This window comes from Labrenzia sp. R5_0 (assembly GCF_017743835.1).
Taxonomy (GTDB): Bacteria; Pseudomonadota; Alphaproteobacteria; order Rhizobiales; family Stappiaceae; genus Roseibium; species Roseibium algicola.
Map to the genome: position 1 here is coordinate 59,935 of NZ_JAGHRK010000001.1, position 19,447 is coordinate 79,381.

Consider the following 19,447-nt stretch of genomic DNA (forward strand, 5'->3'; position numbering starts at 1 on the left):
AACTCTGGAGGAGTCTGCATGTATGGAATGGTGAACGAAGGCATTCGCACCTTCATTCTGGACAACCACGGACCCGAGGCCTGGCAAAGCATTTGCGAAACCGCGGGCCTGGAGGAACTCGAATTCGAAAGAATGTCGAGTTATGACGATGCCATCACCTACAAGCTCGTCGGTGCCATCTGCAGCTTTACCGGCCTGCCTGCATCGGACGTCCTGAGCATCTTCGGAAAATACTGGGTCGAATACGCAGGCGCCTCGCATTTCGGCAATCTGATGCGCCTTGCCGGCAATTCCTTCATCGAGCAGTTGAAGGGGCTCGATGACATGCACGACCGGATCCTGCTGTCGATGCCACATCTGAAGCCGCCGTCCTTCGAGGTCGACCAGAAGGAAGATGGATCCTGCATTCTGCACTACTATTCCGATCGTGACGGACTGGCGCCGATGGTCATCGGACTTCTGCATGGTCTCGCCAAGGAGACCGGTGAGAGCATCGAGGTCAACCAGGTCGCGGTGAAATCGGAACAGGCGGATCACGACATTTTTGAAATCCGGATCCTCGACACTGCACTCAAGCCCATGAGACCCGAGGCCGGAATTTGACAGCATCCAAACTCGATCTGACCTGCAAGGCCATCGACATGCTTTTTCCCATGCATGTTGTTCTGGACAATTGCGGCCGGATCAGTGGACTGGGCCCGACCCTTGAACGGATCCTCGGGCCGGAAGCGTCGGGAGCGAACTTGTTCGACGTCTTCACGGTTGAGCGGCCGCGTAACGTCAGATCCATGGCCTGTGTTCGCGAAAGGCTCGGCACGAAACTGGTCCTTTCAGCATGTCCGCAGGATGGCGAGCCTATACAGTTTCGCGGTTTCGCCCTTGCTGCTGCGGACGAGGACACGGTGTTTCTGGACCTGTCCTTCGGTCTTCACCTGTCGCAGGTCGTGGAACGTTTCGGGTTGACGGAAACCGACTTCAAACCGAACGACTTCTCCATCGATCTCTTCTACTCCTTCGAAGCGCAGCGTACGCTTCTGGAGGACAGCCAGAAGATGGCAACCGCATTGAAGGCGGCGAAGATCGAAGCGGAAAAGAAGGCCTCACAGGATCCGCTGACGGAGATTGCCAACAGAGGGGCACTGCACCGGCGTCTGGAAGAGGCGTTGCAGCTGCCCGACACCGGGCACGTGTTTGCGCTCCTTCACATCGACCTCGACGAATTCAAGTCGGTCAACGACAACTTCGGCCATACCGCGGGCGACATGATCCTGATGCAGACGGCCGAGGCGTTGTCGGCAATATGCGGTCCGAACGACCTTCCTGCACGGCTTGGCGGTGATGAGTTTGCCCTGTTCCTGGCTGAGCCTCCGGACAAGGAAAGCCTCTATGCCATGGCGCTGCGCCTCTTGAATGCGATCGCCATGCCGATCCGCTACAACGGGCACAGCTGCCAGGTCAGCGCGAGCATAGGCGTGGTTCTGTTTCATCCCGGCGAAGTGCAGAACGCCGACAGGCTGATCGCGAATTCCGATATCGCGCTTTACGATGCCAAGGTCACCCGGTCGTCCGTCAAATTGCTGTCAAAGGAGATGATCCGGCGGCACGAGGAGACGAGCAGGTTGGTCTCACAGATCGAAGAAAGTCTGAAACGCAGCCAGTTCGTTCCCTATTTTCAGCCGCAGATCGATATCGTCACGGGTCGGGTGTGCGGCCTGGAGGTGGTCGCGCGCTGGGAGACGGCAGAACAAGGGGTTTTGCCACCGGCCCGTTTCCTGGAAACGGCGACCAGGGCAAACATCATGTCCGAAATCGACCGGCAGGTGCGTTGTAAGGCGTTCACCCATTTTGTTGCCTGGAAATCCGCCGGCAGGGACATAGGCAAGCTCTCGTTGAACGTGACGGCATCGAACCTCAGGTCGGTGGAATTTGTCGCGATCTTGCATGCCGAACTTGCCGCGGCCGGCCTGAAGCCCGGGGACATTCAGCTGGAGCTGCTGGAATCGATCCTTTTCGATCAGTCGGATCAGGAGCTGATTGCCCAGTGCCGTAACCTGGAACAGGCAGGTTTCGCCCTGGCCCTCGATGACTTCGGCACCGGACATTCCTCCATCGCAACCTTGATCGAAACACCGGTCGCGACGCTTAAGATCGACCGTTCGTTCGTTTCCGGGCTCGACAGGAACCCGAAGATGCAGAGAATTGCCGGCGCCATGCTGGCAATGGCCAAGAACATGGGGCTGGACGTTCTGGCGGAAGGCGTTGAAACCCGCGAGGAGCTGGAGTTCCTGAAAAACTGTGGCTGCCGTCTATTCCAGGGTTTCTATTTTTCGCCGCCCATCGGTGCCGACGAGATCCTGCAATGGCTGGATGTCTGGGCGCCGGACGTGAAATACAAAAGCGCCTGATCGAGGTACCGTTCCCGTGTTCCATAAAGAAAACCCCGTCTCCTTTTCTGGGAAACGGGGCTAAGTCGATCTCGCGGGGAACGCGAAGTCTCTCTTTGGAGTGCCTGCTTATGCCTGCAGGCGGGATCTGATTTCCTTGCGGAGATCGTCGATTGGCGACGTCTTGCCGCCCTCGTTGATGTGCCAGAAGGTCCAGCCGTTGCAGGCCTCCTGACCCTGTACCAGAGCACCGACCTTGTGGATCGAGCCGGTATGATCGCCGGACTTGAGCGAGCCGTCGGCGCGCACGATGGCAAGATGCTTGCCTTTCGGGCAGCTGAGTTCCGTCCCCGGCTGCAGCAGACCGCTTTCCAGAAGCGTGCCGAACGGGATGCGTTTCAGCGCCCGCTTGCCCTGCTGCATTTCCAGCGATGCGGCATCGCCAGGCTCGATGGCCTCGATACGAGCCGTGGCCGCGTCGATATAGTCCTGCTCACGCTCCACACCGACATAGTGGCGGCCAAGTTTCTTGGCGACAGCCCCGGTGGTGCCCGTCCCGAAGAACGGGTCGAGCACGACATCTCCCGGTTTGGAGGAGGCCGTCAGTACGCGGTAGAGCAGAGCCTCCGGTTTCTGGGTCGGATGCACCTTCTGCCCGTCCTTGCCCTTCAGCCTCTCGGTACCGGTACACAGCGGCAGGTGCCAGTCGGAGCGCATCTGAAGATCCTCGTTGAAGGTCTTCAGCGCATCGTAATTGAAGGTCGGCTTCGCATCTTTCGATTTGACCGCCCAGATCATGGTCTCGTGGGCATTGGTGAACCGTTTGCCGCGGAAGTTCGGCATCGGGTTGGACTTCAGCCAGACGATGTCATTCATGATCCAGAAGCCGAGATCCTGCAGGATCGCGCCGACGCGGAAGATGTTGTGATAGGAGCCGATCACATACAGCGAGCCATCCGCCTTCATCACCCGCCGGACGGCCAGAAGCCAGGCCCGGGTGAAAGCGTCATAGGCTTCGAAACTTTCGAACTGGTCCCAATGGTCGTCACAGGCATCCACCTTTGACTGATCCGGCCTGTGCAGATCGCCACCCAACTGAAGGTTGTAGGGCGGATCCGCGAAGACCAGGTCAACAGACCGGGACGGCAGTTTCTCAAGGGCGGCAACGCAGTCGCCCTTCAGGATCGTGTTCAGCCAGGAAGCACCAGCTTCCGGTTCATTTGATAGGCGGGGTGCCGCGAAGGACACCCCGGTACGCAGTACACTCATTGCGACGCAATACCTCACGCAATTTCGAGTGTCATGGTTACCGGGTTTGGTAAATCAGCAGTTAAGCTGATGGAACAAAAATTCCCTTTGAATCAAGGCTTTGTTTACAATCGTAAAAGCTGAATGAGAAGTTAATGACTTGTCCCGACCGAAAAGGCCAGAATTCTGCTGATTTCGTTCAGGGGACGACCGGAAGTTGCTTTCCATTCGTTAAAGGCGGCCTGAATCGCGGTAAGATTTTTTTTCGACATCGCGTCCTTCTCGATGACATTTTCGCGGATCAGGGCGTTAACCACATCGCCGGAGAGGACGAAACTTTCCTTGCCCATGAAGCGCAAGGCGATTTGCCCTGTGTTGCCACCAAGCCGGCTGCCGCGCTTCTTGAGCAGCTCCATCAGGCCGATCTGGTCGTTGACGGGATAATGCGCGAAAAAACCGGCTGCGCTGCCGTGTTCGGTCGCTAGGTCCTTGAGGAAAATCGCGTTTTCCTGAACAGATCGGATCTTGGCACCGTTGCGGACGATGCGTTTGTCGCCGAGCAGCGCTTCAAAGGCCTCGTCAGGGAGAAAGGCGAGGCGGGGAACGTCGAACCCCTCGAAGGCTTCCTCGAAACCCGGCCACTTCTGGTCGATCACCTTCCAGCTGAAACCGGCCTGGAACACGCACTTGGTGAACATGGCCAGCCAGCGATCGTCTCCGACCTTCTCCAGCTCTTCCGCAGTCCTGGGCGCATTATGCTCTGCCAAAAGAGCATTGAGTGCTGCCGGTCCGCCTTTCTTCTCCGCGGCCAGTGCTTCTATTTCTTCAAAGGAACGCATGCGGGTCTCCGTCTCGCTGCAGACGCCGTTCCCCCTGCACCCCCTCCTCAGGATGAGGGAGGAAGAAAGGCGTGGTCAGGCGAAAACCTTAGCGCTCCTGGATCTGCTTTGCCCGTTCAAATTTGCGCAGGGCCAGCGAAAGCGTGATCGTCATCATCAGGTAGATCAGCGCAACGACATTGTAGGTCTCGAAGTACCGGAAGGAGCCGGCAGCGTAGACCTTGCCCAGCTGGGTGATATCCGCGACACCCAGAACCGAGACCAGCGAGCTGTCCTTGATCAGGGCGACGAAATCATTGCCGAGGGGCGGCAGGATGGTCTTCAGGGCCTGCGGGAAGATGATCAGGCGGAAGCGAAGCCAACCGTTCATGCCGAGTGCTTCGGCGGCCTCGATCTGTCCCTTGTCGACCGCCTGGATGCCTGCCCGAAAGACCTCGGCGATGAAGGCCGAATAGCCGATGGTCAGCGCGAGAACGGCGCGCCAGAGCAGAGGGAAATCCCGCGTGCGCAACGGATCCAGACCCAGAGGTTCCACAATGGCGTTGACCCCGGCAATGAACAGCGGCGTCGCGACGAAGGCGATATAGAGCAGAAGCACGATGATCGGCATGCCGCGCACGATCTCGACGTAGAACCGGGCCATCTGCCGCAAGACGATTGATCCGGACAGGGAGGCAAGCGCCAGCAGGAGCCCGATCAGGGAGGCGCAGAAGAAGGCGACAAGCGTGACGAAGACCGTCAGTCCGATACCACGCGAGACCGTCGACATGACCTGCGAATAGATGTCGTCGGTCGCAATCTGGAACAACAGGAAAACCGCAATGCCGGCGGCAGCAACAAGCCAATAGGGAAAGTCTTCCTTGGGGGCGCCGGACGGTGTCTTGTTGCGGAACATGGGTTGGTCTCGGCTCCAGCTTTGTTAACGGCAGTTCAAACGAAAATGGCCGGCATCGGGGCCAAAAGCCCGGATACCGGCCATGGAGTGGAAAGTCCAGCCGCGCAGGGGCGGAGGATGGCCTTACTGGGCGACTTTATAGTCGAAGAACCACTTCTTGTTCAGTGCATCCAGCGTGCCGTCTGTGCGCATGCTGGCGACAGCCGCATTGATCGGTTCGATCAGGTCGGAGCCTTTCGGGAAAATGAAGCCGAAGTCTTCCGAGCCCATCGGATCGCCGATCAGCTTGAAGGTGTCCGGATTGGTCGCGACATAGCCCTGGCCGCCGGTGCTGTCTGTCAGGACCAGATCGACGTCGCCCGCCTTGAGCGCCTGGACAGCGGCACCAAAGGTTTCGAACAGCTTGATGCGCGGGTTGGCTTCATCGCCATCCAGCACTTCATAAACAGTGACGTAGAAGGGGGTGGTGCCCGGTTGAGCACCGGCCAGGAAGTCCGTGTTGGAAGCAAAGCCCTTTGCATCGGTAAACCGGTCTTCATCGGCGCGCACCAGCATGAACATTTCGGACCGCATGTAGGGCTCCGAAAAGTCGACCTGCTCGGCCCTGTCGGCGCGAATGGTGATGCCGTTCATCGCCATGTCGTATTCGCCGGCGGAGATGGCAGGGATCATCGCATCCCAGCTGGTGTTCTGAAAGGTGACGTTCAGGTTCAGCCGCTTGGCGATTTCTGCAACCGCATCATATTCCCAGCCGATTGCCTCGCCAGACTTGGGGTCGACGAACTGCAGCGGTGGGTAGGTGTTTTCCGAAGCAATGACAATGTCCCGGCCACCGAGATCCGGCAGATTGTCGGCAAGGGCGGAGACGCCTGCGCCAATCAGGGAGGAAACGGCGACCGCAAGGGTCAGAACGGTTTTTTTCATGGGAAACTCCTGGTCAAAAGTTAGCCGGACTTTAGCCGCTTGCCACGGTTTGGGAAAGCCTGCTCAAATGCATCGTTGAGGGGCGTGTGCAGAAATTTTCTCTCTGCGAAAAAAAATTCAAAATCCGATGCTAGATCTATTGACCAAGGCAAGCGTTAGCGGGACTGTGAGCCCATAACAACAATAAGGAGACGGTTTATGTCCAACTCAACCAAAAACGTTTTTCATCAAGCCGCCCGCAGGGTTCGGCATGCGCCATCGCATCCGCTTGAGGTCTTTACCGACGCCAACAAGGCAGTCGACCGTTTGATCGAAATTTTTGAATCCAACACCGCCTTTCTGCGCCAGCATTTTCAGGACCTTCTGGAGGGCAAGGAAATCGACGGCCGCGTACGCGCGTTCTATCCGCAGGTCCGTATCGTGACCGACAGCCACGTCCGCCTCGACAGCCGCCTGTCTTATGGGTTCGTCTCCCGCCCTGGCACCCACGCCTCCACGATTACCCGCCCGGATCTGTTCCGTAACTATCTAGTGTCGCAGCTTTCGCTGCTGATGAAGAACCATGACGTGCCGATCCAGGTCGGCGACAGCGACATGCCGATCCCGCTGCACTTCGCTTTCTATGACGGAACGCATGTGGAAGGCGGCGCTGCAGCAGCAAATCTCGACCGCCCCCTCGCTGACATGTTCGATCTTCCCGACCTGACGGTGATGGACGATTCCATCGCCAACGGCACTTACGATCCGGCCGACGGGGTGATGCCGCTGGCATCCTTCACGGCGCCGCGCGTCGACTATTCCCTGCACCGGCTGCAGCACTATACCGCGACAAAGGCCGAGCATTTCCAGAACTACGTGCTTTTCACGAACTACCAGTTCTACATCGACGAGTTCTGCCGCATGTCCAAGGCGCTGCTGTTGCAGCCGGACAGTGGCTACGAGGCTTTTGTTTCCCCCGGCAACGTGGTGCTGGAGGCAGGGCAGACACAGCCGGATGGCGAAGAGCTGACAAAACTACCCCAGATGCCGGCGTATCACCTGAAGCGGGCTGACGGCAGTGGCATCACCATGGTCAACATCGGCGTCGGGCCGTCCAACGCCAAAACCATCACCGACCATATCGCGGTGCTGCGGCCCCATGTCTGGCTGATGCTCGGTCACTGTGCCGGCCTCAGGAACAGCCAGACGCTTGGCGATTATGTGCTGGCCCATGGCTATGTGCGCGAGGACAATGTGCTCGACCAGGATCTGCCGATCTGGGTGCCGATCCCGCCGCTCGCCGAAGTGCAGGTGGCACTGGAAGACGCGGTTGCCGAAATCACCGGCATCGATGGGTATGAACTGAAACGTGTCATGCGCACAGGAACCGTCGTATCGCTCGACAACCGAAACTGGGAACTCTGGGACCAGCCGGAACTGGTCAAGCGGTTCTCCCAGTCCCGTGCCATCGCGCTCGATATGGAATCGGCAACCATCGCGGCCAACGGCTTCCGCTTCCGGGTGCCTTACGGCACGCTGCTGTGCATTTCGGACAAGCCGCTCCATGGCGAATTGAAACTGCCGGGCATGGCGACCGACTTCTACAAGCGCCAGGTCGCCCAGCATCTCCAGATCGGCATCAGGGCAATGGAGAAGATGCGAGACATGACGGCAGAACGCCTGCATTCCCGCAAGCTCCGCAGCTTTGCCGAGACAGCGTTCCAGTAAAGTTTCCTGTGTGGACAGGGAGTTTCCCGACTTATGAGTGTCGCCCCGGGCGAGCAAAGCGAGACCCAGGGCCTACTGATTTCCAGAGAAATGACCTGGCGCGGCAAGGGGTTGGCAGAACCTCCTGCTTTGGCAAGCTGACTTGCGAGTAGGCCCCGGATCTGCGCTGCGCTCGTCCGGGGAAACACCCTGGAGAACAACGCTCGCCCCCAGCCACCCCGTCCGTCAAACCGTCGCCCACGTACCGGTCTTCGACGATTTCCAGGCAGCTTCCGTGACCAGTTGCACCTCCAGCCCGTCCCGGAAGGTCGGCCAGACAGGTGTTCCGGTTTCGATGGCCTTCAGGAAGTCCCGCATCTCGATGATGATCTGGTCCTGATAACCGGTTCCGTGACCGGGGCCCTGACAGAAGGGCAGGTAATCGGGATGTGCCGGTCCGGTCAGGATCTTGCGGAAGCCGCGTTCCGCCTCCGGCCCTTCGGCAAGGTAAAGCCAGAGCGCATTCTGGTCTTCCTGGTCGAAGCGGATCGAACCTTTGTCACCGTATATCTCGTAGGCGTAACCCATCTTCCGGCCGGTGGCGACACGGCTGATGAAGAGATGACCCATCGCACCGTTTTGAAAGCGGCACATGAGATGGGCCTGGTCGTCATTGGTGACCGCCTCCGGCCCGTTTGCGCCCGGACGTTCGGAGTGGACGGTCTGAATATCCGCACTAACGCTGGAGATAGGCCCGGCAAGGCGCAGGGCGGCGTTGATGATGTGAGGGGCGAGATCGCCCATGCATCCATTGCTTATGTCCTTGGTACGCCAGTGCGACGGCGTTTGCGGATCTGACAGAAAATCCTCGGTGTGTTCAGCGCGAATATAGTGGATCTGACCAATCCGGCCTGACTGGACAAGGTCATGGGCAAATTGGCTTGCAGGAGTGCGAATGTAATTGAAGCCGGTCATGTTCGGCAGGCCGGAGGCTTCTGCGGCCGCCATCATCCTGCGGCAATCTTCGGCGTGGCTGGCAAGCGGCTTTTCGCAAAAGACAGCCTTGCCGTTTTCAAAGGCGGCAATTGCGATATCCATGTGGGTCGACTGGGGCGAGGCAATCACAACCGCATCGATCGCCGGATCGGCAACGACAGTGCGCCAGTCGTCCGTCGCCCGGTTGAACCCGAAAGCACGGGCCTTTTCCCGGGCGCCTTCCAGCGTTGTTGCACAGATCGTCTCACAAATCGGGCGCAGGCCTGTGTCGAAAACCGACGCCACTGATTTCAGGGCAACAGCATGGGCCTTGCCCATATAGCCTGTTCCGATCAGCCCGATCCGGATTTCCGTCATGGTTTCGCACCTCCAATTGCAATGAAAAAGCCGGTGCAGACCTGCACCGGCTTCAACTTAACCAATGAAATGGCCGCTTGCGACTACTCGGCTTCGTCGGCTGGTGCGGCATTCAACATGCCGTAGCGCTCGACACCGATCTTTTCCAGAAGGTCGATCTGGGTTTCCAGGAAGTCAATATGGCCTTCCTCGTCGGACAACAGCTCTTCGAAAAGCTGCATGGAAACATAGTCGCCTTCTTCGCGGCAGACATCGCGGGACTTGGCATAGGCCGTGCGGGCGTCATATTCGCCGGCAAGGTCTGATTCCAGCACTTCCTTGATGTTCTGGCCGATGCGCAGCGGTGCGACCTTCTGCATGTTCGGATGGCCTTCCAGGAAGATGATGCGGTCGACCAGCTTGTCGGCATGCTGCATTTCCTCGATGGATTCTTCACGTTCCTTCTTGGCAAGGCGCGCAAAGCCCCAGTCGCTCAGGAGGCGGTAGTGAAGCCAGTACTGATTGATGGCGCCGAGCTCCAGAAACAGAGCTTCGTTCAGGCACTCAATGACTTTTTCATTCCCTTTCACGGCAGAGCCTCCTTATTGCAAACCGGTCTTTGTTTAGAATTATTCTAGAGTAATTCACGGCAGGCGCAAGGGTCCATTGCGCACGGAAGTGTAACTTCCACTGGTTACACCCCGAAACAGCGAATTGAAACCGATCACATGCGCTTTGACGTTTTTCCGGGAGTGGAGAGCAAGCTTCGGAGCCGTAGACACCTGTCCCCGCTCAGATCTCACCGAAAGCGGGGGCCGTGGCTCCAGCAGGTCAGGGAGTAGCGGGTGCCCTTGGTCACGGGTACGACCCTGTGCAACATGAAACTGGCAAACAGAGTTGCGCAGCCCTGTTCACGCGATGCGGCCATCACCTTGTGTCCAAGGCTGATTTCCAGCGCGCCACCTTCATAGTCCTGTGAAGGGGAAAGCTGGGTGACGATGGTTGCCTTGCGGAACTGCGCGATCGGGCCTTCGCCGACATCGGAATGCCAGTCGTAATGGCCTTCTTCACTTTCGTCGTAGATGGCGACCTGGAGTTTCTCCCGAAACTCGGTGATGTCGAAATCGAAAGCTTCGCGGTTGGCCTTTGCAACGGCTGTCATAACGCGGTTCAAAACCCATCCCGCATCGCCTTCGTCATCAAGCCAGCTGATTCTGGCCCGGCGGATGTCACCCTGCTGCTTGCCCCCGACGAGGCCGCCCGTATCCTGAGCTTCGGCCCGGCTCAGGCGGATGATTTCATCGCAGTCCTTTTGAGAGAAGAGTGCGTCATAGGAATAGGTGAACATCGAGGCTCAGATCCAAGGATTGGGTGCGCTGTTCAACATCCAAACCGGACAAACTGCAACTGTTTTCTTGAGCCGGGAAAGAACTATTTCCGGGGGCTTTCGAACGCAGCGGCAAGAGCCTTCTTCATAACCGTGGGAAGTGCTTCGGTTTCGATGACTTCCGGGGCCGACCACCAGCCACCGTCAAGCAGTGGAGTGGTGTCTGCCGTGAGGTCGGCCCGATAGACGGTGAGCCGCAAATGGAAATGGGTGAAGGTGTGTTTCACTTCCACCGGGCGCTGCCGCCAATCCGCTGGAAACGGTGCGAAGTCTGGAGCTGCTTCTGGGGAGAAATCCTCTGCCCATTCGGTCCCCGGCACTTCGCTCATCCCGCCAAGAAGGCCTCTTGGTGGGCGGCGGCGCAACAGTACGGCCCCCGTCGCCGTATCGACAGCCACGAATGCAGCTCCAAAACGGGTGGGTTTTTCCTTCTTGGGTGCTTTGCGCGGCAGTGTTTCGGCAAGTCTTGAGGATTGCACCTTGCAGATAGAGCGCCACGGGCAAAGCGCGCAGGCCGGACGTCTGGGCGTGCAGATGGTTGCGCCAAGGTCCATCACAGCTTGCGCGAAGTCACCGGGCCTTTGGTCCGGTGTCAGGCCAGCCATTTTCGCCTTTATTTCTGGTTTGGCGTCCGGAAGCGGTGTTTCGATCTGGAAAAGTCGTGTCAGCACCCGCTCCACGTTGCCGTCGACCACTGCTGCGTGCCGGTCAAACGCGATGGTTGCGATGGCGGCAGCCGTATAGGGGCCGATGCCCGGAAGCTTCAGCAATGCGTCTTCGTCTTCCGGAAAGCGGCCGTCGTGATCACGGGCAACGGTTTCTGCGCATTTTTTCAAATTGCGCGCCCGCGAGTAATAGCCAAGTCCCGCCCAGGCTTTCATGACGTCTTCTTCAGCCGCGGCGGCAAGATCGGTTACGGTTGGCCAGCTTCGCGTAAACTTCGTGAAATAGTCTTTGACGGCGGCAACGGTCGTTTGCTGAAGCATGACTTCGGACAGCCAGATCCGGTAGGGATCGGGGACTTCGCCCAGTAGGCGGTCTTCCGGGGAAACCCGCCAGGGCAGGCGCCGGGCATGACGGTCGTACCAGTCGAGAAGCAGTCGGGAAGGGGAAGCAGACGCCATGAGATCAGCAGAACAAGTGGTGTTGATATGAAGCAGCAAGCCTTGGATAGCCTGGGGACAACTTGGCTGATAAAGGCAGTGCGGTGAGGTTGGGGAAAGTATTCGTCGTCATTTTGTCGTATTCTATTGAGACACAACACCCCAATCCGGAAAACGGCCGGCAAATCGCCGCACCTTACATCTGGATGAGGAGGTAGGCTATTAGCGCTACAAAGGCAAATCCCGTGCACGCCTCGAAGGGGGTGAAATCGCTGGCCGATCTTGTCGGCAAGGCGATGACGCCTGTTTGCCGGAAGCGTGGATTTGCGTCCGTCGATATCATTGCCTCCTGGGCCGATATTGTCGGCGAGCGTTACGGCACGCGCGTGCAGCCGGACAGGCTGATCTGGCCGCGGCAGCCTGAACGCGGCGATCCGGAAAACCCGCCGGAACCGGCGACACTGGTGGTGCACACGGACGGGGCGACAGCCTTGATCCTGTCTCATGACAGTGCCCAGGTGATCGAGCGTATCAATACTTTCTATGGCTGGCGGGCCATCGGCCGCATCAAGATCCTGCAGAAGCCGGTTCTGGTGAAGCAGCCCGTGCGCAAGAAGCCCTTGCGCGACTTGACGCAAACCGAGGAACAGCAGCTCGAAGCACGGCTGGAGGGGGTGGAGAACGACCGCCTGCGGCAGGCGCTCAGGAAGCTTGGCGCCCAGGTTATTGCCCGCGGCGCAGAAGATGCGGCCTGACGGTCCACATTGCTTCTTCCAATAACAACTCTGTGAAACCGGCATTGGCAAACGTGCCGCCGGCTTTGGCATGATATCGAAGAACTCAGGATTTCCCTTGTGTTGGTGTCGGCGGGTCAAGGGTGGATGCCAGTATTTAATAGCCTTTGACCGTCCTCGCTCCTGCCACATTTGATAAGCTTTGTTGACGCCGCCTGCCCGAGAGGGCACAGAAAGCGGCAAGCTGGTTCATCCTGCATTCAGCTGAACGCAAATAGGGTGGCCCGGTATCAATTAACCCGATCGGCCAGGATATCCGACAGGATGTGCTTCGATCCACGCACCGGCCGGTGCAGCGCTTGATTAATGTGACAGGACGATCTTCGTGACCCAGACCCGTAGACAGTTTCTCAAAACCACTGCCCTGGCGACGGCTGCATTCTGCCTTGCCGGTTCGAGCTTGGCTCTTGCGCAGGCCGTCGACCAGGACGAGTTGGTCAAACCCGGCCCGCTGGGCGACAAGATCCTTGGCGACGAAAACGCGCCGGTCACGATTGTGGAATACGCATCCATGACCTGCGGACATTGCGCCAATTTCCATGAGCGTACCTATCCGGCCCTGAAGGCCGATTACATCGATACCGGCAAGGTTCGCTTCATTTTCCGCGAATTCCCGCTGGATCCGGTTGCGGCCGGCGCGTTCATGCTCGCCCGCTGCGCTCCTGCGGACAAATATTTCGAGATTGTGGACATCATGTTCGAACAGCAGCGGACCTGGGCGTTTACCGACAATCCGTACCAATCCATGCTCGACTTTTCCAAGCAGATAGGTTTTACAAAAGAGTCCTTTGAGGAATGCTTGGGGAACCAGGGTCTGCTCGACGCCATCGATGCGGTGAAAAACCGCGGTGCAAACGAGTTTGGCGTGAACTCCACCCCGACGTTCTTCATCAATGGCGAAAAGCACTCGGGGGCGCTTTCGATTGAAGAGATGGGCAAACTTATTGACGCAAACCTCTAGACTGGCGGTCTGTCCGCCGGTCTTTTCGGTATGCGCCGATCAAGCCCGTGATCTTCAGGTGTCCGTGTCCAGGAGGCACGGGCGCCAATGAAATTTTCCAAACTCCGCATTGTCGGTTTCAAATCCTTCGTCGAACCGATGGAGTTCATCATCGGCAACGGCCTGACCGGTGTGGTCGGGCCGAATGGCTGCGGCAAGTCCAATCTTGTCGAGGCTCTTCGCTGGGTGATGGGCGAAAACTCCTACAAGAACATGCGTGCGTCCGGCATGGACGACGTCATCTTTTCCGGCAGCCTGAACCGCCCGGCGCGCAACACCGCGGAAGTGACGCTCTACCTGGAAAACCAGGACCGTACGGCACCTGCCGCTTTCAATGATGCCGATGCGCTTGAAGTCAGCCGCCGTATCGAACGCGAGCAGGGCTCCAACTACAAGATCAACGCCAAGGATGTGCGTGCGCGTGACGTGCAGCTTCTTTTTGCCGACGCATCCACAGGCGCCAGGTCACCTGCCATGGTGCGCCAGGGGCAGATTGGCGAGCTGATTGCCGCCAAACCGACTTCCCGCAGGCAGATCCTGGAAGAAGCCGCCGGTATCTCCGGTCTGCATTCGCGCCGGCATGAGGCGGAAATTCGCCTTCGCGCCGCAGAGCAGAACCTGGAGCGGCTGGAGGATGTCCTCGTTCAGATCGACAGCCAGCTCGACAATCTGCGCCGCCAGTCGCGCCAGGCTTCGCGCTATCGTAACCTGTCGTCTGAAATCCGCGGGGCTGAAGCCTCGATCCTTTACATTCGCTGGACCGAGGCGCGCGATGCGCTGGGAACAGCCGAAAGCCATTTTGCCGAAGCCCAGAAGCAGGTGAACGAAGCCACGGGTCTGCAGGCGGAAAGCGCCCGCATCCAGGCTATCGCCGCTCACAAGCTGCCGGAACTGCGCGAGGATGCGGCCAGGGCGGGCGCCGCCTTGCAGCGGCTGGTGATCGCCCGCAACGAACTGGACGCGGAAGAACGGCGGGTAAAGGAAAAGCTTCAGGATCTGGAGCGCCGCCTGGTGCAGCTGGCGGAAGATATCCGGCGCGAACAGTCCATGGTGTCCGAGAACGACGAGGTTCTGGAGCGCTTGTCGGAAGAACGCGCAGAGCTACTGGAAGAAAACGAGATGGTGCAGGAGCGCACCGAAAGCGCTCGTGAAAAGGTGGCCGAGGCCGAAGAGGCCGTGGGAACGCTGGAAAACCAGTTGTCCGACCTGACCGCGGCCGAAGCGCGTGCAACCGCCGAACGCCGCCAGTTGGAGCGGGCAGTCGCGGAAAGCCGCCAGCGCTCGGACCGGTTGTTCGCTCAGGCGCAGGACGCTCAGAAGGCTCTTCAGGAAATCAACGAACGCATGGCCGAACAGGACGGCGTTTCCGAGAACCGGGAAGCACTGGAGATGGCCGAGGAATCTCTTCTGGAGGCGGAAGCTGCCGCGGAAGAAGCCGAAACCGCGACCCGCGAAGCGCGCGAACAGGAGCAGTCCGCACGTGGACCCGTTGGTGATGCCCGCCAGATGTTGCAGGGCCTCGAGACAGAGGCACGGACGCTGGAGCAGGTGCTGAATGTTCACTCCGAACAGGATCACACGCCGGTTGTCGAGCAGATCCAGGTGGAGCAGGGCTTCGAAACGGCTCTGGGGGCGGCACTTGGTGAAGACCTTGATGCCTCACTTGAAGAAGCTGCTGCTGTTCGCTGGGGTGGTGTCCTCTCTCATGATGGCGATCCAGCCTTGCCGGCAGGAGCCCGCAGTCTGGCCGAGGTGGTTGAAGCCCCTGTCGAGCTGAGCCGCCGCCTGCGCCAGATCGGCCTTGTCGACCAGACCGACGGACCAGGCCTGCGCACGACCCTGAAACCGGGGCAATGTCTGGTTTCCGTGGAAGGCGACCTGTGGCGCTGGGATGGATTCGTAATCGCGGCCAATGCGCCGACACCGGCGGCACAGCGCCTGGCGCAGAAGAACCGCCTTGCTGAACTCGGAGATGAAATCGAGCAGGCCCGGCGCGAGCTTGAGGATCGTCAGCAGGCACTGGAAGGTGCCGCAACGAGGGTTCGGCAGGCCGTTGAACTTGAACAGATGGCCAGAGGCAAGGTTCGTGACGGCCAGCGTCAGGCAGCCGCGGCGCGCGAAGCCCTGGCTGCGGCGGAAAGGGCCGTTTCCCAGTTCGCCGCCAAGCTGGAAGCTGCGCAGGACCGGGCACAGCGTCTTGGTGAAGAGGCCGAGCTGGCACGTGAACAGCTGGCAGAGGCCGAAGAACGCCTGGAAGAAGCGCCAGACGGAACCAGCTATCGCGAAAGCATCGAAGAATTGCAGGGGCAGGTCGCGGCCGCACGCGGCGCCCTGGCCGAAGCAAGGGCCGTGGCAGAGGGTCTTGCCCGCGAACAGCAGATGCGCGACCGGCGGCTTGAAGCCATCGCCCGGGAATATGACGGCTGGAAGACCCGTGCTGCCAATGCCGCCCAGCAGATTTCCATTTTGCAGGAACGGCGTGAAGAAGCGGAAGAAGAGCGGGCCGAGCTGATCGAGGCGCCCGAAGACATCGAAATCAAGCGCCGCGACGTGTTTTCCGCCATTGCCAAGGCAGAAGAGGAAAAGAAGGCGCGCGACGATCAGCTTCAGCAGGCGGAACTGGATCTTGCCGACGTCGACCGTGCAGCCAAGGCCGCGATGGAAGCGATGGCAGGCGCACGAGAAGAGAAGATTCGCGCCGAGGAACGGCTGGAAGCCGCCCGCGACCGCAAGCAGAACCTGGAACGGCGGATCGACGAGGATCTGGAGGTTCCGGTGACGGCATTGCCGGAAATCGCGGGTCTGAAGGACGGCGCACCGCTGCCGGATCCCGATTCCATGGAGCGCAAGCTGGAACGGTTGAAGGCGGAGCGCGAACGGCTTGGCGGCGTCAACCTGCGAGCGGAAGAAGAGTTGCTCGAAATCGACGATCAGAAGACCACGCTGACCTCGGAGCGCGACGACCTGATCGAGGCGATTCGCCGTCTGCGAACAGGGATTTCGAATCTCAACCGCGAGGCGCGCGAACGTCTGCTCGCCTCCTTCGAGATCGTCAACGGTCATTTCCAGCGCTTGTTCACTCATCTTTTTGGTGGCGGCACGGCCGAACTCCAGCTGGTCGATTCCGATGATCCGCTGGATGCGGGGCTGGAAATCATCGCGCGCCCTCCCGGCAAGAAGCCACAGACCATGACGCTGCTGTCGGGTGGTGAGCAGGCGCTCACGGCCATGTCCCTGATTTTCGCGGTGTTCCTGACCAACCCTGCGCCGATCTGCGTGCTCGACGAGGTCGATGCGCCGCTGGATGACGCGAACGTGGAGCGTTACTGCGATCTCCTGGACGAGATGGCCAAGAGCACGGAAACCAGATTTGTGGTGATCACGCACAATCCGATCACCATGGCGCGCATGAACCGTCTCTTCGGCGTGACGATGGCCGAGCGCGGGGTTTCCCAGCTTGTTTCGGTCGATCTGGAGACGGCAGAGCGATTCCGCGAAACTGGCTAAGATTGCGTCTGGTGCGGCACTGCCGCGAAAACCTTATGCAACTTAGGTCTGGCTGATTCTGCAAAAACAGAAAAGATCTTTATTTTTCAAATGGATAGAGTTTAGTGCAGGCTTCTTGACACGGCATGAGGTGCCGACTATGGTGCGCGCGGCTTAGGGGGCTCCCCAGTTGTCGGATCAAGCATGTCGGCGCAAGCTGAGGACTTAAGAACATGTCTTCGCAAAACGGCGATAACAAGGATCGGGCGGTTGGTTCCCCGGAAGCAGGTCTGTCGGAACGGCGGGCTCAATTGAACCGGAAGCTTGATGACATAAGGGTGGTTGAAGAAAAGACCGCTCGGAAGTCTCAAAGCAGCTCATCCGGATACGCGCAGGCAATGAAACTCTCTTCGGAGTTTATCGCCGGCGTGCTGGTGGGGGCCGGGATTGGTTGGGTTGCCGACCAGTGGCTTGGGACGTCGCCTTTCGGGCTGATTGTCTTTCTGTTGCTGGGTTTCGTGGCCGGGGTCTTGAACGTTCTGCGCGCGGCCGGTGTCGTCGAGCAGCCGGATGCCAAGGTCCAGCGCGAAAAAGACGTTCAGAACGACAGATCGAAATAGAATTTGTCGCGCCTTCTGGCGCATTGATATGAACGAACGAAGAAGGCTGGCCGGTGGCGAACGATCCGATCCATCAGTTCCATATCCAGACGCTATTCCCGATTGAAGTCGGGGGCATGGATTTCTCTTTTACCAACTCTTCGTTGTTCATGGTTTTGACCGTGGCGGCGACGTCTGCATTCCTGATTTTCTCGACCAGCGGCCGCGGACTCGTTCCGACCCGCCTGCAGTCGATTTCGGAAATGGCGTATGAGTTTGTTGCCGGAACATTGCGAAGTTCAGCAGGAACGGAAGGGATGCGCTTCTTCCCTCTCGTGTTCTCGCTCTTCATGTTCGTTCTGGTTGCCAATCTGTTCGGGATGTTCCCGTACTTCTTTACCATCACCAGCCACATCATCGTGACCTTCGCCCTGGCGATGCTGGTGATCCTCACCGTGATCATTTACGGCTTCATGAAAAACGGCATGAAGTTCCTCAAGCTCTTCGTCCCCAGCGGCGTGCCCGGTGCACTGATCCCGCTCGTGACGCTGATCGAGGTGATCTCGTTCCTTTCGCGCCCGATCAGCCTGTCTGTTCGTCTTTTCGCGAACATGCTCGCCGGTCACATCACGCTGAAAGTGTTCTCCGGATTCATCGTCAGCCTTAGCGCGATGGGTGCGGTCGGTATCTTCGGATCCATTCTCCCTCTCGGAATGACGGTTGCCCTGACGGCTCTGGAATTCCTGGTCGCGTTCCTGCAGGCATACGTCTTCACCGTTCTGACCTGCATGTACCTGAACGACGCCATTCATCCTTCACACTGAGGGTAACCCAATCACACGGCCATTGCGCCGCGAGTGAGCAATCTGCAAACACCATTTAGGAGCACGTGTCATGGAAGCAGAAGCAGCAAAATACATCGGTGCCGGTATCGCATGCCTGGGCATGGGCGGCGCAGGCATCGGCCTAGGCAACATTTTCGGTAACTACCTCGCAGGCGCTCTGCGCAACCCGTCCGCTGCTGATGGCCAGTTCGGCCGTCTGATCTTCGGCTTCGCCGTGACGGAAGCTCTGGGCATCTTCTCCCTGCTGGTGGCTCTGATCCTCCTGTTCGCTTAATCGCTAAACCTTAGCGACTATCGATGCGACTCCGGTGGCGGCGCTCTCTAGCGCCGCCCAGCCGGATTTAGGAGACTGGAAATGGCAGGCCAAACTCACTCGACCACAGAAGGCATGCACGAAGCCATAGAAGTGCCGGCCGCAGAGCATGGCGCGGGTTTCCCGCCTTTTGACAGCACCACATTCGCCTCCCAGCTCTTGTGGCTCGCGATCACGTTCGGCGTGTTCTACTGGATCATGAAGAATGTGGCCGTTCCGCGGATCGCAGGCATTCTGGAAGACCGCAGGGACCGTATCGCCGGTGACATTTCCGAAGCCAACCGGCTGCAGGAAGAAACCGACGCTGCGATCGCAGCTTACGAGCAGGCGCTGGCCGAGGCCCGCAACAAGGCTCATGGCATTGCCCATGAGACGCGGACCAAGCTCAAGGCTGATCATGAAGCTCGCCGCGAAAAGGCGGAAGCCGAGCTGAACGGGAAGCTGAAAGCGGCTGAAGCACAGATCGCTGCAACCAAGACCGATGCCCTTTCTCAGATCGGGGATATTGCCGGAGAAACCGCTTCAGCGCTCGTTGAGCAGCTGATGGGCAAAGCTCCGACCAAGACCGACCTGACCAAGGCGCTCAAGTCGGCGATGAACTGAGGAGACCGT

18 protein-coding genes are annotated in these 19,447 nt (G+C 59.0%); 10 read left to right on the forward strand and 8 right to left on the reverse strand.

The window, feature by feature from the left end; genetic code table 11:
- The first annotated feature begins 18 nt into the window (after window positions 1-18).
- Together J7447_RS00305 and J7447_RS00310 are read left to right on the forward strand one after the other, a co-directional pair.
- A complete protein-coding gene (locus J7447_RS00305) occupies window positions 19-603 on the forward strand; it encodes a heme NO-binding domain-containing protein (RefSeq protein ID WP_055657867.1) in 585 nt (194 codons plus the stop codon).
- Window positions 600-2,405 (forward strand): EAL domain-containing protein, encoded by a 1,806-nt coding sequence (locus J7447_RS00310; RefSeq protein WP_209168436.1) that lies wholly within the window; start codon window positions 600-602, stop codon window positions 2,403-2,405. The genes J7447_RS00305 and J7447_RS00310 overlap by 4 nt, the downstream gene beginning before the upstream one ends.
- Before the next feature lie 108 nt (window positions 2,406-2,513).
- On the opposite strand, the gene J7447_RS00315 is transcribed toward J7447_RS00310, so the two are convergent.
- The 4 genes from J7447_RS00315 to J7447_RS00330 form a co-directional block, all read right to left on the reverse strand.
- Window positions 2,514-3,653, reverse strand: coding sequence for a site-specific DNA-methyltransferase (locus J7447_RS00315; protein WP_023001982.1), 1,140 nt, complete (start codon window positions 3,651-3,653; stop codon window positions 2,514-2,516).
- Window positions 3,654-3,784: 131 nt separating this feature from the next.
- Window positions 3,785-4,471, reverse strand: a complete 687-nt coding sequence (locus J7447_RS00320) for a DNA-3-methyladenine glycosylase I (protein ID WP_077290713.1) — start codon at window positions 4,469-4,471, stop codon at window positions 3,785-3,787.
- 88 nt (window positions 4,472-4,559) lie between these two features.
- Window positions 4,560-5,366, reverse strand: a complete 807-nt coding sequence (locus tag J7447_RS00325; protein WP_077290712.1) for an amino acid ABC transporter permease — start codon at window positions 5,364-5,366, stop codon at window positions 4,560-4,562.
- A gap of 123 nt (window positions 5,367-5,489) precedes the next feature.
- Window positions 5,490-6,290 (reverse strand): transporter substrate-binding domain-containing protein, encoded by an 801-nt coding sequence (locus J7447_RS00330; protein ID WP_023001979.1) that lies wholly within the window; start codon window positions 6,288-6,290, stop codon window positions 5,490-5,492.
- 198 nt (window positions 6,291-6,488) lie between these two features.
- Here J7447_RS00330 and J7447_RS00335 point away from each other — a divergent pair, with 198 nt between their 5' ends.
- Window positions 6,489-7,997: an AMP nucleosidase gene (locus J7447_RS00335; RefSeq protein ID WP_023001978.1), complete on the forward strand. Its 1,509-nt coding sequence runs from the start codon at window positions 6,489-6,491 to the stop codon at window positions 7,995-7,997.
- A 225-nt stretch (window positions 7,998-8,222) separates the two neighbouring features.
- On the opposite strand, the gene J7447_RS00340 is transcribed toward J7447_RS00335, so the two are convergent.
- From J7447_RS00340 to mutY, 4 genes are all read right to left on the reverse strand, one after another.
- The gene (locus tag J7447_RS00340) at window positions 8,223-9,329 is read right to left on the reverse strand and encodes a Gfo/Idh/MocA family oxidoreductase (protein ID WP_075282289.1); all 1,107 of its coding nucleotides are present in this window, start codon (window positions 9,327-9,329) and stop codon (window positions 8,223-8,225) included.
- Between the two features lie 83 nt (window positions 9,330-9,412).
- A complete protein-coding gene (gene bfr / locus J7447_RS00345; RefSeq protein ID WP_023001976.1) occupies window positions 9,413-9,898 on the reverse strand; it encodes a bacterioferritin in 486 nt (161 codons plus the stop codon).
- A gap of 209 nt (window positions 9,899-10,107) precedes the next feature.
- Window positions 10,108-10,656 carry a 2OG-Fe(II) oxygenase gene (locus J7447_RS00350; RefSeq protein ID WP_023001975.1) on the reverse strand — a complete coding sequence of 183 codons (549 nt, stop codon included), beginning with the start codon at window positions 10,654-10,656 and terminating at the stop codon, window positions 10,108-10,110.
- A gap of 83 nt (window positions 10,657-10,739) precedes the next feature.
- Window positions 10,740-11,819 carry an A/G-specific adenine glycosylase gene (gene mutY / locus J7447_RS00355; RefSeq protein ID WP_209168437.1) on the reverse strand — a complete coding sequence of 360 codons (1,080 nt, stop codon included), beginning with the start codon at window positions 11,817-11,819 and terminating at the stop codon, window positions 10,740-10,742.
- Between the two features lie 224 nt (window positions 11,820-12,043).
- Here mutY and J7447_RS00360 point away from each other — a divergent pair, with 224 nt between their 5' ends.
- The 7 genes from J7447_RS00360 to J7447_RS00390 all read left to right on the forward strand — a co-directional run bounded on the left by J7447_RS00360 (window position 12,044) and on the right by J7447_RS00390 (window position 19,438).
- A complete protein-coding gene (locus tag J7447_RS00360; RefSeq protein WP_209168438.1) occupies window positions 12,044-12,553 on the forward strand; it encodes a DciA family protein in 510 nt (169 codons plus the stop codon).
- 364 nt (window positions 12,554-12,917) lie between these two features.
- Window positions 12,918-13,553, forward strand: coding sequence for a thioredoxin domain-containing protein (locus tag J7447_RS00365; protein WP_023001972.1), 636 nt, complete (start codon window positions 12,918-12,920; stop codon window positions 13,551-13,553).
- Between the two features lie 87 nt (window positions 13,554-13,640).
- The gene (smc, locus tag J7447_RS00370; protein WP_209168439.1) at window positions 13,641-17,099 is read left to right on the forward strand and encodes a chromosome segregation protein SMC; all 3,459 of its coding nucleotides are present in this window, start codon (window positions 13,641-13,643) and stop codon (window positions 17,097-17,099) included.
- 212 nt (window positions 17,100-17,311) lie between these two features.
- A complete protein-coding gene (locus J7447_RS00375) occupies window positions 17,312-17,698 on the forward strand; it encodes an AtpZ/AtpI family protein (protein ID WP_023001970.1) in 387 nt (128 codons plus the stop codon).
- A gap of 53 nt (window positions 17,699-17,751) precedes the next feature.
- Window positions 17,752-18,501, forward strand: a complete 750-nt coding sequence (locus J7447_RS00380) for a F0F1 ATP synthase subunit A (RefSeq protein WP_023001969.1) — start codon at window positions 17,752-17,754, stop codon at window positions 18,499-18,501.
- A gap of 70 nt (window positions 18,502-18,571) precedes the next feature.
- The gene (locus J7447_RS00385; protein ID WP_006935776.1) at window positions 18,572-18,796 is read left to right on the forward strand and encodes a F0F1 ATP synthase subunit C; all 225 of its coding nucleotides are present in this window, start codon (window positions 18,572-18,574) and stop codon (window positions 18,794-18,796) included.
- 81 nt (window positions 18,797-18,877) lie between these two features.
- Window positions 18,878-19,438: a F0F1 ATP synthase subunit B gene (locus J7447_RS00390; RefSeq protein ID WP_023001968.1), complete on the forward strand. Its 561-nt coding sequence runs from the start codon at window positions 18,878-18,880 to the stop codon at window positions 19,436-19,438.
- Window positions 19,439-19,447: the final 9 nt, after the last annotated feature.